The organism is Paraburkholderia sediminicola (assembly GCF_902859805.1).
In the GTDB taxonomy this organism is placed as follows: Bacteria; Pseudomonadota; Gammaproteobacteria; order Burkholderiales; family Burkholderiaceae; genus Paraburkholderia; species Paraburkholderia sediminicola.
Map to the genome: position 1 here is coordinate 1,711,902 of NZ_CADIKC010000001.1, position 14,485 is coordinate 1,726,386.

The 14,485-nt window shown below is 63.2% G+C and carries 7 protein-coding genes; 3 read left to right on the forward strand and 4 right to left on the reverse strand.

The features are described 5' to 3' along the window. Positions 1-92: 92 nt before the first annotated feature. From glgB to R8871_RS07615, 4 genes are all read right to left on the reverse strand, one after another. Positions 93-2,303 carry a 1,4-alpha-glucan branching protein GlgB gene (glgB, locus tag R8871_RS07600; RefSeq protein WP_175049747.1) on the reverse strand — a complete coding sequence of 737 codons (2,211 nt, stop codon included), beginning with the start codon at positions 2,301-2,303 and terminating at the stop codon, positions 93-95. Further along, on the reverse strand, positions 2,296-5,757 hold the full coding sequence (gene treS / locus R8871_RS07605) for a maltose alpha-D-glucosyltransferase (RefSeq protein WP_175049748.1): 3,462 nt from the start codon (positions 5,755-5,757) through the stop codon (positions 2,296-2,298). Before treS ends, glgB begins: the two co-directional genes overlap by 8 nt. After that, positions 5,754-9,197: an alpha-1,4-glucan--maltose-1-phosphate maltosyltransferase gene (locus tag R8871_RS07610; RefSeq protein WP_175049749.1), complete on the reverse strand. Its 3,444-nt coding sequence runs from the start codon at positions 9,195-9,197 to the stop codon at positions 5,754-5,756. The genes treS and R8871_RS07610 overlap by 4 nt, the downstream gene beginning before the upstream one ends. Positions 9,198-9,672: 475 nt before the next feature. Next, positions 9,673-10,335: a DUF1345 domain-containing protein gene (locus tag R8871_RS07615; RefSeq protein ID WP_175049750.1), complete on the reverse strand. Its 663-nt coding sequence runs from the start codon at positions 10,333-10,335 to the stop codon at positions 9,673-9,675. Between the two features lie 367 nt (positions 10,336-10,702). Here R8871_RS07615 and R8871_RS07620 point away from each other — a divergent pair, with 367 nt between their 5' ends. From R8871_RS07620 to R8871_RS07630, 3 genes are all read left to right on the forward strand, one after another. After that, entirely contained in the window at positions 10,703-11,317 is a 615-nt protein-coding gene (locus tag R8871_RS07620; protein WP_175049751.1) for a sugar dehydrogenase complex small subunit, read from the forward strand. A 114-nt stretch (positions 11,318-11,431) separates the two neighbouring features. Continuing rightward, positions 11,432-13,033, forward strand: a complete 1,602-nt coding sequence (locus R8871_RS07625) for a GMC family oxidoreductase (RefSeq protein WP_175049752.1) — start codon at positions 11,432-11,434, stop codon at positions 13,031-13,033. Between the two features lie 20 nt (positions 13,034-13,053). Continuing rightward, entirely contained in the window at positions 13,054-14,481 is a 1,428-nt protein-coding gene (locus R8871_RS07630) for a cytochrome c (protein ID WP_175049753.1), read from the forward strand. Positions 14,482-14,485: the final 4 nt, after the last annotated feature.

The following is a 14,485-nucleotide window of genomic DNA, read 5'->3' on the forward strand; positions in this document are numbered from 1 at the left end:
CCTTCCTTGTTCTGTTTTATGAACGCTATCGTGGGACTTCATGCAACGGGCGCGCAGCCTGGCCGCCGCGCGCCCGTCTTACAACACTTCCATCAATCTGCGCGCAAAACGATCGTTGCCAAAGGTGGCAGCGTCAGCGCAGCGGAATGCGGCCAGCCGTGGCTCGAGACATTGTCGGTATGGATCAGCCCGCCATTGCCCATATTCGAGCCGCCGTACACGCCGGCATCCGTATTCAGCACTTCTGTCCAGCGGCCGCCGCGCGGCATCCCCATCCGGTAGCCGACCCGCGGCACCGGCGTCATATTGCAGACCACCACCAGTTCGCGGCCCTCGCCATCGGTGCGGCGGTAGGCGTACACGCTGTTGCCGTTGTCGTCGCCGACCAGCCATTGAAAACCGCCCGGCTCGCTGTCGAGCCGATGCAGCGCAGGCTCCTCGCTGTACAGGTGGTTCAGGTCGCGCACGAGCTTCTGCACGCCGTGATGGTTCGGATCGTCGAGCAGATGCCAATGTGGCGAAGTGTCGTGGTTGAATTCGGCCAGCTGGCCGAATTCGCCGCCCATGAACAGCAACTTCTTGCCCGGATGCGTCCACATGAAGCCGAAGTACGCGCGCAGGTTGGCGAATTTCTGCCATCTGTCGCCAGGCATCTTGCCGAGCAGCGAGCCTTTGCCGTGCACCACCTCGTCGTGCGAGAGCGGCAGCACGAAGCGCTCCGAATACGCGTACACCATCCCGAAGGTCATCATGTGGTGATGGTATTGGCGGTAGACCGGGTCCTCTTCCATGTAGTGCAGCGTGTCGTGCATCCAGCCCATGTTCCACTTGAACTGGAAGCCGAGGCCGCCGTCTTCGAGGCGTGCGGTCACGCCCGGCCACGCGGTCGATTCCTCGGCGATCGTGATCGCGCCCGGCACGCCGGGCACGAAGCCGACTTCATGATTCAGCCGCTTCAGAAATGCGATCGATTCGAGATTCTCGCGCCCGCCGTAGATATTCGGTACCCACTCTCCAGCGTTACGCGAATAGTCGCGGTACAGCATCGAGGCGACCGCGTCCACGCGCAGGCCGTCGACGTGATAGCGCTTCAACCATGCGAGGCCCGACGCTACCAGGAACGCGCTCACCTCGTTGCGGCCGAGGTTGTAGATCATCGTGTTCCAGTCCTGGTGATAGCCTTCGCGCGGATCGGCGTGCTCGTAGAGTGGCGTGCCGTCAAAGTCGATCAGGCCATGTGCGTCGTTCGGAAAGTGCGCCGGTACCCAGTCGAGCAGCACGCCGAGGCCGGCCGCGTGCGCCTTGTCGACGAACAGGGCGAACTGCTCGGGCTTGCCGAAGCGTGCCGATGGCGCGAACTGTCCGAGCGGCTGATAGCCCCACGAACCGCCGAACGGATGCTCGGCAATCGGCATGAATTCCACGTGCGTGAAGCCCATGCTTTTCACGTACGGAATCAGCCGCTCGGCGAGTTCTTCCCAGGTGAGCCCGCGCTGGCCCTCTTCAGCGACGCGCAGCCACGATTCGGCATGCACTTCGTAGATCGAGATCGGCGCGCGCGGAGTCTGTTTGGCGGCGCGCGACTGAATCCAGTCGTGGTCGGTCCATTCAAACTGCTCGATTTCGTCGACATGCGCGACCACCGACGCGGTGCCCGGCGGCAATTCGGTCTGCATCGCGCACGGATCGGCCTTCAGTGGCAGCGGATGACCGTCGCGCGACAGCAACTCATATTTGTAGCGCGTGCCCGGGCCGACGCGCGGCACAAACAATTCCCACACGCCTGCCTGATGACGCAGCCGCATCGGATGACGGCGACCGTCCCACGAATTGAAGTCGCCGACCACCGAGACACGCCGCGCATTCGGCGCCCAGACGGCGAAGCGCACGCCCGGCACGCCGTCCACTTCCATCGGGCGCGAGCCGAGGCATTCGAGCACGGCGTACGGATCGCCGCCGGCGAGACGGCCCAACGGCTCATCGCCGAGAACGGGGCCGAATGAATACGTGTCCTCGATTTCCTGCACGGTGCCATGCCAGTCGATGCGCAGGCGGTAGGGCGCGGCAGACGTGACGCGGCCGGCAAACAACCCCGGCCTGAGTTGCTCGAGTTCGCCGAGCGTTGCGCCGTTGGCGCGTGAAATCACGGTGACGTGCCTGGCGTTCGGCAACAGCGCGCGCACCACCTGACCCGCGTCCGTCCGATGCATGCCGAGCTGCGAGAAAGGATCGGGGTGACGCGCTTCAACGAGCGCGTCGATATCGAGTGGTTGGAGGCCTGCGGCCGGATCATGCTCACTCATAGTCGCCCTCGGCCGGATTAGGCGATGCGGCGGCGTCTGGCGCCTGGGTTGATGGATCGTGCTGCGCATTGCCGGTGTCACCAAGCAGGCGGCTGGTGAGCGCGGCGAGGCCGCGCACCGGCAAACTGAGCCACGTTGGACGGTTAGCCGCTTCGTAACGGATTTCGTAAGCGGCCTTCTCGATCAGGAACAGATCGAGCAAGGCCTGTTCGGCTTCGGGCGCCACGAGCGGCGTCGGCGAATCCGCGATGGCGGCGCGGTATTCCTTCAGGAACGTTTCGGTGGCATGCGCGCGGAACCGCTCGAAGAGCGCGCGCTTGCGATCGGCGGTTTGCTGTGGCGCGCTTTCCATTGTGGACTGCGCCGCGGCGCTCGCATACGACAGCGAACGCAACAAGCCGGCCACATCGCGCAACGGGCTCGACTTCTGACGCCGTTCCTCAAGCGTGCGCGCGGGTTCGCCTTCGAAGTCGATCAGATACGCGTCGCCCTGCGCAACCAGCACCTGACCCAGATGGAAGTCGCCGTGAATGCGGGTACGCAGCGCGCCCGCCTCGCCCGTCACCAACTTGTTCACCGCAGCGACCAGCGCGGCGCGGCGATCGATCAGGCTTTGCGCCAATGCCTGGGTATCCGGATCGCTCATCTGCTCGATGCGTGGTGCGAGCAGATCGAGCGCGCTGGCGAGCATGGTTTGCGTGCCGGCAACCCACGCCTTCACCTGTTCGGCGCTGGCGAGTTCTGGCGCGAATGCCGGGTCGTCGGAAGGTGACGCAAGCGCCATGTGCAGTTCGCCGAGCCGCTTGCCGATGGTGCCGGCCAACGCGCTGTAGCCTTCCATGAGGATCGTTTCGTTGTCGCGGTCCGGCGATTGCCCGTCCGTATCGACGGCGATCGCGAGTTCGTCCACCGAGCGGCGCAGGTAGTCCAGCGACCAGTTCCAGGCGTCGCCCTGATTGTCGATATAGCCTTGCAAGATAGCGAGTGTATGCGGCACGCCTTCGGGATCGATGCGCACCACTTCACCATACAGCGGCGCGGTGTTCGCGTAGCCGAGCTGGGTCAAATAGCGGCTGATTTCCGCTTCCGGATGAACGCCGCTCACCAGACGCCGCACCAGTTTCAACACGGCGGCATCGGCGATGATCAGCGAGCTGTTGCTTTGCTCGGCCGCCAGCCAGCGGATCTCGGGCCGTTCACCGAGATCGTCGAGTTCGGAGAAACGCTCGGTAGGGAGGAACTTGATCTCGCTCTTCTGTACCGTCGGCACGACCGCGCGTTCGCGTAGCTTGCGCATCACGCCATGCGCGAAGATAGGCAGGGCGAACGCGTCTGTCAGATGACCGACGTTGCGGCCGCGGCGTACGCGCGCGAGCGCCAGTTGCATGAACAGCGGCGTAGTGGTTTCGCCGCCCCATGTGATTGCGATCGGCACGACGTAGCGTTCGGTATGGTCGCCCACGTCGGCTTCGATTTCGGTGAACGCGAAGCCGCCGTTCGGGATCGTTGTCAACGCGGCGAGGTGCACCGCATGCATCTTCTGATCCTTCGAGGCAAACCAGCGGCGCCGGCTCAGCCAGGACGGCAGCACTTCGGATTCGAGCAGGCGCACGTTCTCCGGTGTCGGGCCGACCTGTCCTTCGCGGATCACGATCGTGACGAATTCGGGTAGCGGTTCGGAATGCGCTTGCGCCCACGTCGGACGCTGCCCGCTGTCGCACAGCATGAACCACAGGAAACCATACGGCGGGAAGGTCAGCAGATAAGTGAGCTGGCCGATTGCCGGGAACACGGAGTCCGCGGTCATTTCGATCGGCACCGCGCCGTTGAATTCCGATAGATCGAGTTCGACTGCCTGCGGCGCGCGCGACAGGTTCGCCACGCACAGGATTGGCGGCTCGCCTGGTAATTCGCGCAGATACGCAAGGATCTTGCGGTTTTCCGGCTTCAGGAAACGGATCGTGCCACGTCCGAAAGTTTGTTTCGCACGACGCGTGGCGAGCATGCGCCGAGTCCAGTTCAACAGCGAATGCGGATCGCGGCTTTGCGCTTCGACATTGACGGCGTCGAAGCCGTACAACGAACCCATCACCGGCGGCAGCACCAGTTGTTCGGGATCGGCGCGCGAGAATCCGCCGTTGCGATCCGACGACCATTGCATCGGCGTGCGCACGCCGTCGCGGTCGCCGAGGTGGATGTTGTCGCCCATGCCGAGTTCGTCGCCGTAATAGATCACGGGCGTGCCGGGCATCGACAGCAGCAGCGAATTGATCAGTTCGATGCGGCGGCGATCGCGCTCCATCAGCGGCGCGAGGCGGCGGCGAATGCCGAGGTTCAGGCGCGCGCGGCGATCGCTTGCATAGGTGTTCCACAGATAATCGCGCTCGGAATCCGTGACCATTTCGAGCGTCAGTTCATCGTGATTGCGCAGGAAAATCGCCCACTGGTTCGTTTCCGCGAGGTCCGGCGTCTGCCGCATGATGTCGGTGATCGGGAAGCGATCTTCGCTCGCAATCGACATATAGATGCGCGGCATCAGCGGGAAGTGGAACGCCATGTGGCATTCGTCTTCGTCGCCGAAATATTCCTTCACGTCTTCCGGCCACTGGTTCGCTTCGGCGAGCAGCATCCGGTTCGGATACTCGGCGTCGATCGTTGCGCGGATCTTCTTCAGCACCGCGTGCGTTTCCGGCAGGTTCTCGTTGTTGGTGCCTTCGCGTTCGACCAGATACGGCACCGCGTCGAGCCGCAGCCCGTCGATACCCATGTCGAGCCAGAACCGCATTACCTGCAACACTTCCTTCAGTACGGCCGGATTGTCGAAGTTCAGATCGGGCTGGTGCGAGTAGAAGCGATGCCAGTAATAAGCGCCCGCGACCGGGTCATGCGTCCAGTTCGACGGTTCAGAATCGATGAAGATGATCCGCGTTTCCGTGTATTTCTGATCGGTCTCGGACCACACGTAGTAGTTGCGATGATTCGACCCCGGCTTCGCGCGACGGGCGCGCTGAAACCACGGATGTTGATCAGACGTGTGGTTGATCACCAGTTCCGTAATCACGCGGATGCCGCGTGCGTGCGCTTCCTGAATGAAACGCTTCACGTCCGATAGTTGGCCGTAGTCCGGATGCACATTGCGGTAATCGGCGATGTCGTAGCCGTCGTCGCGCCGTGGCGACGGATAGAACGGCAGCAGCCAGATCGCGTTCACACCGAGTTCGGCGATGTAGTCGAGCTTCGCGATCAGGCCCGGAAAATCGCCGACGCCATCGTTGTTCGCGTCGAAGAACGACTTGATGTGCACCTGATAAATGATCGCGTCCTTGTACCAGAGCGGATCGTCGCTCAAGGCCGCGGGCTTGCCGCGCCGATGCGAGCGCGCTTTGGCGGCGCTGCCGGTGGCCGCGCTCGTATTGGTTAGCGACGTGCTTTGGGCCGGATCTTCACGCTTCATGTCGCACCTTCCGTAGGGGTTGGGTTGCCAGCGTCGTCTGCGTGATAGTCGCTGTCGGCATCATCGGGGCGTTCAGCGGGCAGGCCGCCGAGCGGCGCGATGCGCCAGATCGAAAACGGTTGGCCTGAACCGAGCTGGACGTGCTGCCAGCGGCCGTGCCATTCGAAACGCGCACCGGTCATCTGATCGGTTACTTCCAGCGCGCCATGGTCGTGCAGATTCCAGTGGTTGAAAGTGTCCCACGACAATTCGATATCCGCGCCCTGTTCGTTGAACGGATCGAGATTGATCGCGACGAGGATTACGTTGTCGCGCGCTTCGGTCGCTTTTTCAAAGAACAGGATGTTGTCGTTGTGCGCGGAGAGGAACGTGAGGCCGAGATGCGTTTGCAGCGCCGGGTTCGCACGGCGAATCCGGTTCAACGCAGTAATCTCGCCGACGATGTTGCCGGGCCGGTTCCAGTCCCACGCGCGTAATTGATACTTTTCGGAGTCGAGATATTCCTCGCTATTCGGCAACGCAGCGGCCTCGCACAATTCGAAACCGCTATACACGCCCCACAAACCGGCGAGCGTGGAGGCCAGCGCGGCCCGAATCAGAAAGCCCGAACGCCCCGACGACTGCAAATGCCGCGGGTTGATGTCCGGCGTGTTGACGAAGAAATTCGGCCGGTAGAAATCGCGCGCGGTGGTTCGCGTGAGTTCGGTCATGTACTCGATAAAGTCGCGCTTCGATTCGCGCCACGTGAAATACGTGTACGACTGCGAGAAGCCGATCTTGCCGAGGCGGTTCATCATGCGTGGCCGCGTGAAGGCTTCGGCGAGGAAGATCGTGTCGGGATAGCGCGAGCGCACATCGTCGATCACCCATTCCCAGAACGGCAGCGGCTTGGTGTGTGGATTGTCCACACGGAAAATGTGCACACCCGCCTGGATCCAGAACAGGAAGACGTCGCGCAGCGCGAGCCACAAATCGGGTTTGGCGTCGTGCGCATAGAAGTCGGGATTGACGATGTCCTGGTATTTCTTCGGCGGATTTTCCGCGTAACGCAGCGTGCCGTCGGGGCGCCACGCAAACCACGTCGGATGCTCCTTCAGCCATGGGTGATCCGGCGAGCACTGGATCGCGAAGTCGAGCGCGATTTCGAGGCCGTGCGCGTGCGCGGCGGCCAGCATCTGCTTGAAGTCGTCGAGCGTGCCGAGTTCGGGATGCACGGCGGTGTGCCCGCCTTCGGCCCCACCGATTGCGTACGGGCTGCCGACATCGCCCGGTTGCGCGGTCAGCGTATTGTTGCGGCCCTTGCGATTGGCGACGCCGATCGGATGGATCGGCGGGAAGTACAGCACGTCGAAACCCATGTCGCGGATGCGCGGCAGTTTCGTGACGACGTCGGCGAAGGTGCCGTGACGCGATTCGTCGTCGCTCATCGAGCGCGGGAAGATTTCGTACCAGCTTGCAAAGCCTGCCGCCGTGCGTTCGGCGTCGATCTTGTAGACGATCGGATCGCGGCTCAGGAACGGGCGGTGGCGCGCGGCGGTCATCGCCTTCGCGGTGGTCGGGGCGAGCAGCAGCGCGAGCTTCGTTTCGGCGTCTCCCTTCGTGAAGAGCTTGACGATATGTTCGAGTGGTTCAGTCACCGCTCCTTCGACGGTTTCCACTTCGGCGAGCACGAGGGCGAACAGATGCGTGGCTTCGTCGAGTTCGAGCTCGACGGTTTGGCCTGCTTTCAGCTTCTTCTGAATATGCTCGACCAGCGAGGCAAAGTCGTCGCGCCACGCGATCACGGTGAACTCGTGACGGCCCATGCGCTCGAGCGGAATGCGCGCTTTCCAGATATCGAGGCCGGCCGGCTGTGCGGGGCTCATCGGCACTTCGTGCCAGGCGGTTTCGTCGGCGGCGCGCCAGACGACGGCGGCGGCGATCTTGTCGTGACCTTCCGCGAAGATTGCGGCGGTGATTTCGGCGCGCTCGCCCACCGTGCGCTTGGCGGGGAAGCGTCCGTTATCGACCGAGGGCGTCACGCTCTCGATTGCGACGCGCGGCGCGCTGATCGCTTCGAGCACGGTCTTGCGGCCGCTGCGCTTGCTGTTCGACTTGTCGATCGGCGGCGCGAGACGGATCGGCTGATCGGCGGCCGCGCGGAACAGGCGGACTGCACCGGGTGTGAGGGTGAACGGCGCCAATGCGGAGGACGTGGCATTTCCGGTCGCGTCAAGCGGGACGAAGCGCGTGAAGTTGCCCGGTACGCCCGTGAGGAAGCGGGCTGGATCGACGCGCACCGGCGCACCGAGTTCGGGATTGATGGCGATCAGGATCGCTTCGCCGGCATCGCGCAGATCGGGCGCGTCGGCGCGCAACAAGACGGCCGCGGGCGCGCCGGGTCCGCTTAGCGGGCGCAATTCGCCGTTGGCGTGCAGCGTTTTCGTGTTGCGCACCACGTCGTTCACATGGCTGATCTGTTCCGAGAGATCGAATCGCTTCGAGCGGCTGGCCAGCGCAAACTGCGCGGCGTCGCCGCGTGTCTGCGACATGGGCTCGGTAATGCCGTACTCGAAGCCCATCGGCATCATCCAGCCGGGGCCGGTCGAGGCCGACGCGAACAGCGCGCGCCGGTAGGCCCGCTCGACGATGACGGCGTCGTGCGCATCGCTCAGATCGGCGGCGAGGCGGGTGCCGTAAGGCGCTTCGGGAAAGGCAATGGGAGCGGCGATGCGGGCGAGCGCGGCATGCTCTTCCACCATCCAGCTGGCGCGAAAGTCCCACCAGCGCACCGACGAAAACACACTGTCGAAGCCCGCGCCTGCGAGGCCGAGCAGATCGCCACGCGCGAGACCCGGCGTCGCGGCGAGGAAACGCACCTCAGGATGCTTCGCGCGAACCGCATCGCCGAGTTGCCGCCAAACGGCGGCGGGCACGCGATGCGGCGAATCGAACCGGAAACCGCCGACACCGGCATCGGCCAACGCCAGCAGTTTCTGCGTCCACCAGCCGACTAGCGCAGCACTGCTGGTGGCGTCGTTGAAGTTGGCATACGCGACGTTGTCCTCGTGATGCACATGGCGCGGATCGAGCCGCGCCTCTTCAGACTCGAATGGGTGGAACCAGCCGGCATGTTCGGCGTACAGCGCGCCATCGGCGGCCATCCGGTCGATCACCAGATCGACCAGCAAGGTCAGACCGTTCTGGCGGGCGGCCTGCGCGAGCGTACGGATTGCCGCCGTGGCAGGTTGCGGGGTCTCGAATACCGGATGCAGCCGGTCGTGGTTGCCGACCACCTGTGCGTGACCCGCGCGGCCCGGTTCGAACAGGCCGCCGATCAGCGCGTGATCGAAGCCCAGTCCGGCTGCGTGAGCGAACTGCGTGGGCCATGCATCGAGCGGCCCAACGAGAAGTGAATGGAAAAAGTAAATCCGCGGTGCATACCCGTTTGGGGATTCCATCGGTCGTTTCCAGATTCGTCCTGCTGCGGTGTGGATGCAATTGACATGCGATCACAGCGCTCATTGGGCTTCCAGAGCCGGATACCGCGCGATGCGTGAAGCGAGGGCGCGTACTGGTCAATGTAGTGCAAAGATCGTCACGCCGCTGGCCAGTAGCGGGTGCTTTGACGCCAGGCGTCGATAGCACGAGGCCGGCCAGAACTATTCGCAAGACGCAGCAAACGTTGTGCCAGTGCGTTCTGGACTGGTGAGCAAGGGTGGGGAAGCGCGCGCCCTAGGGGAAGGCGCGACGGCCGGCCGGGTGTGGTGGGAGCGTGGCGCCGGGTGGCTTGCGTGTAAAACGGACGGGCGTCGCCCGCGTTTTACACGGGGTTGCGTGACGCGAGCGCTGGGGCTGCCGGTGCCGCAAATGGCGAAGTGGCAGCCGGCGGGACAAGCGTCGTGAGGGAAACGGCTTTCAAGGAAGCACGGCCGGTCAGGATCCGAGCAAGCCCGCTGCGATGTTCACGCACAAGCCGAGCACAGCGACATTGAAGTAGAACGACAGGATCGACTGCGCGAGCGCGGCGCGGCGAATCGACCGCGAGCGCAGCACCACGTCCGAGGTTTGCGAGGCCACGGCGATGGTGAACGAGAAGTACAGGAAATCCCAGTAGTTCGGCTGCAGCTTGTGGTCGGGAAACAGCAGAGGGGTCTCCGGCGCATCCGGATCGTAGTAAAGCCGCGCGTAGTGCGACGTAAAAATGGTCGGGATCATGAACCAGGCGCCGAACATCGTGAGGCCGGTCAGCAGATAGTGCCATGCAGTCGAGCTGCCGGCCGTACCCTTCGCCGAGGCCAGTTCGAGCACGATTGCGGCAATACTGGCGACCGTCGCCACGCAGATCACGACCAGCACCACGCCCGCGTTTTCATCGTCGCGCCGAGCGAATTCGCGGACACGGCTTTCGTCGGCTGCAGCCATGTGCACCCATATGAGCACGAGGTAGATCCACACTGCGGCATCCCAGCCGGCCAGGACACGCACCATGGGGCGTACGTGTTCCGGGAGCACCAGCGCGGCCACGAGGCCGACGGCGAGGCCGATCAGCATGCGGGGTCGATTGCGAAGAACCTGCGGATAATATTTTGGGAGCATGAGATCAAGGGTGAAGGGCCGTCAGTGTCGCGGATTCTACTCGCGCTTCGGGCACCATTTGTCGAATGGGGGAATCACAGGCTATAGTCTTTCGCAACGGCCTTGCGCGCCGCTTTCAGTTGAAAGGCGATTGGCAGGCGGCGGGTTTTTCGCCGCTCGTGTCGCGCAGTCAGGCCGTTTTCGCAAGCTTGTCATCAGCACAACACAATGTGGCTTGCATCGGCATCATGCAGTCACACAAGACCGCTTAAGCGGCGCCAGACCAGGTTTGGGGTAGAGAAATCGACGCAGCGCGCCAACGGCATCACGCCACGGCGGCGTTGTCTGTTGAGAACAACTCACGATCAACTCACCATCTGGAGCCCCCATGACAGATGTTCCTGAGAATAAAGATGCGCACCATGACGTGACGTATCTCGCCAGGTTTCCGTCGTCGACATCATCTTCACTGCACGCATCGTTTTCGGCCTCACGCAGAGCCTGGGTGCTAGGGGCATGCGCGACGGCCGCGGCGCTCGCGTTTGCCGGGGCAGGCCGCTCGCTTTCATGGATCGCGCCGGCGTTCGCTGACACCGCGCCCGCCGGTGGCGGACTCGATGCCTTCCTTGCGCTCTCGCAGCGTCTCACCGGTCACACGGGCTTCGACGCCGTGCTCGCCAAACGCGTCTACGACGCCCTCGCCAGATCCGACAGTCAGTTCTCCCAGAACGTCGCCGCGCTCAATACGTGGCTGCAAGGCCATGGCGGCGTGCCGTCCGATACCGTCACGCAGGCCTTGCAGGCCGACCAGCCTGCGCTCGCGAAATCCGTGAGCGCGATCATGCGTGCGTGGTATCTCGGTCTCGTGGGCGACATGCCGCATGTGGATGTGGTCGCTTATGAAAAAGCGCTGATGTTCGAGCCCGTCAAGGACGTGCTGACGATTCCGTCCTATTGCCGCGACGTGCCGTTCTACTGGACGCAGAAGCCGGTGAGCGCGTGAACGATGTTCCTCTCACGCGTGCTGTGTCGTCGCATGGCCTGATTGAGCCATTCGACGAAACGCCGGTACGCGAGATCAGCAAGCAAAGATAAGCCAGTAGAGAAGAGGGCAACAATGGCAAACACAAATTCCGCCGACATCGTCGTAGTCGGTTCGGGTGTGGCAGGTGGACTGGTTGCGCATCAAATGGCGCTGGCGGGCGCATCGGTGATTCTGCTCGAAGCCGGGCCGCGCATTCCGCGCTGGCAGATCGTCGAGAACTTTCGCAACTCACCGGCCAAGTCCGACTTCGCGACACCCTATCCCTCCACGCCCTACGCGCCGCATCCCGAGTACACGCCCGCTAACAATTATCTGATCCAGAAAGGCGACTATCCGTACAACTCGCAGTATGTGCGGCTGGTCGGCGGCACGACGTGGCACTGGGCGGCCGCTGCGTGGCGGCTGTTGCCGTCGGACTTCCAGTTGCACAAGCTGTATGGCGTGGGACGTGATTGGCCTTATCCGTATGAAACGCTGGAGCCATGGTATGGCGCAGCTGAAGTGCAATTGGGCGTTTCCGGACCGGACAGTACGATCGATCTCGGTTCGCCGCGCTCGAGGCCCTACCCGATGAGCGCGTTGCCGCTCTCGTACATGGATCGGCGTTTTAGCGACGTGCTCAACGCTCAGGGTTTCAAGGTGGTGCCCGAACCGGTTGCGCGTAACAGCCGTCCTTACGATGCGCGCCCTACCTGTTGCGGCAACAACAACTGCATGCCGATTTGCCCGATCGCCGCGATGTACAACGGCGTGGTGCACGCAGAGAAGGCCGAACAGGCCGGCGCGAGGCTGATTCCCGAGGCGGTCGTGTACCGCGTCGAAGCTGACAACAAAGGGCTCATCACGGCCGTCCATTACAAGGACCCGAACGGCAATAGCACACGCGTGACCGGCAAGCTTTTCGTGCTGGCCGCGAACGGCATCGAAACGCCGAAGCTGATGCTGATGTCGACTTCCGACAAATTCCCGCACGGCGTTGGCAACAGCTCCGACCAGGTGGGCCGCAACCTGATGGACCATCCGGGCACGGGCGTCACCTTCCTCGCCAACGAACCGCTGTGGCCCGGACGCGGGCCGATGGAGATGACCTCGATCGTCAACTTCCGCGACGGCGCATTCCGCTCCGATTACGCGGCAAAAAAGCTGCATCTGTCGAATGGCGTGCCGACCATGGGTGTGACCGCCGATCTGTTGAAGAAAGGCCTGACCGGCGCCGAGCTCGACCGCCAGATTCGCGACCGCGCCGCGCGCACGCTGAACATCAACAGTTTTCACGAGCATCTGGCGGAGCCGCAGAACCGCGTGGTGCCCTCGGCGGATCACAAGGACGCGCTCGGTATTCCGCAGCCCGAGATCTACTACTCGATCAACGACTACGTGAAGAAGAGCGCGGCGAACACGCATGAACTCTATGCACAGATCGCCTCGCTGTTCGGCGGCGCCGAGGTCTCGTTCGACGATACGTTCGCGCCGAACAATCACATCATGGGTACCACCATCATGGGCAGCGATCCTGGCGATTCAGTTGTCGACGCGGACTGCCGCACACACGATCACTCGAATCTGTTCATCGCCAGCAGCGGCGTGATGCCGACTGCTGCCTCCGTGAATTGCACGCTGACGATCGCCGCCTTGTCGCTGAAACTGGCCGACAAGCTCAAGCGTGAAATCTGAGCCCTGAACGGAGAGCCACAATGACGAAGAACACCTCTCGCGTGCAGCCGGCCGATGCGCTTGTTCAGCGTGCGCGTCGTCGGCACTTCCGGGTGGCGACGCTGGCGGCCGTCTTTGCACTGTTTGCGCTGTATGTCGCCTGGCACGAAGCGCATGGGCCGATCGCACGACATAACGACGAACTGCCGATCACGCAGGCCCACGCGGATGACGCCGCGCAACCGGACAATGCGGCGGCCACACCGACGGCAGCGGCCAGCAGCGATCTCGTGAAACGCGGTGAATACCTTGCGCGCGCCGGCGATTGCGTCGCCTGTCACACGGCTGACAAAGCACGCCCGTTCGCGGGCGGCCTGCCGATCAACACACCGTTCGGCACGATCGTGACACCGAACATCACGCCCGACCCGGATACCGGCATCGGCCAGTGGACCGACGCCGATTTTCTGCGCGCGATGCATGAAGGCGTCGGCAAGGGCGGCGAACGGCTCTATCCGGCCTTCCCGTACGCGGAGTACACCAAGGTCACCGATCAGGATGCGCTGGCGATTCGCGCGTATCTGAACACGCTCACGCCGATCCACTATGCGCCACCGAGCAACAGCCTAAAATTCCCGTTCAACCAGCGCTGGCTGATGGTGTTCTGGAATCTGTTCAATTTCGACGAAGGCCGCTTCGTGCCCGATCCGAAGCAAAGCGCTGAATGGAATCGCGGTGCGTATCTGGTGCAGGGGCTCGCGCATTGCGAGGAATGCCACACGCCGCGCAACTTCACGCAGGGCCTGAAGACGAGTTCGCGCCTCTCCGGCGCGGTGCAGGCCGGTTGGCATGCATACAACATCACGTCGGACAAGAACAGTGGCGTGGGCAACTGGAGCGACGACGAACTGGCGGCGTATCTGTCGACTGGTGCAGCACCGGGTCGGGCCAATGCCGCGGGTCCTATGGCTGAGGTGGTGACCGATAGCACGCAGTATCTGACGAACGAAGACGTCCGCTCGATCGTCACGTATCTGCGCTCGGTGCCGCCGATCAGCGGGGGCGAATCGCGTCCGCGCGACCAATGGGGCAATCCCGCCGTCGACGACGTCACCGCGCTGCGCGGCACCAAAATCAACGCTGTAAATGGTGCGCAACTGTTCATCGCCAATTGCGCGACGTGCCATAACTGGACCGGTCAGGGTGTCGGCGCCAGCGCGCCGGGCGCGTATCCGTCGCTGATTCACAACTCGGCGGTCGGCGCGAGCGACGCCAACAATCTGGCAATGGTGATCCTGCACGGCGTTAGCCGTACGACGAAACAGGCTGACGTGTTGATGCCCGCGTTCGGCACCCAGCTTACCGACGACCAGGTGGCGGCTATCACGAACTACGTGACCAGACAGTTCGGCAATCCGCAGTCCACGGTGACGGTCGATCAGGTCGCCAAACTGCGCACACAGCAATAACAAC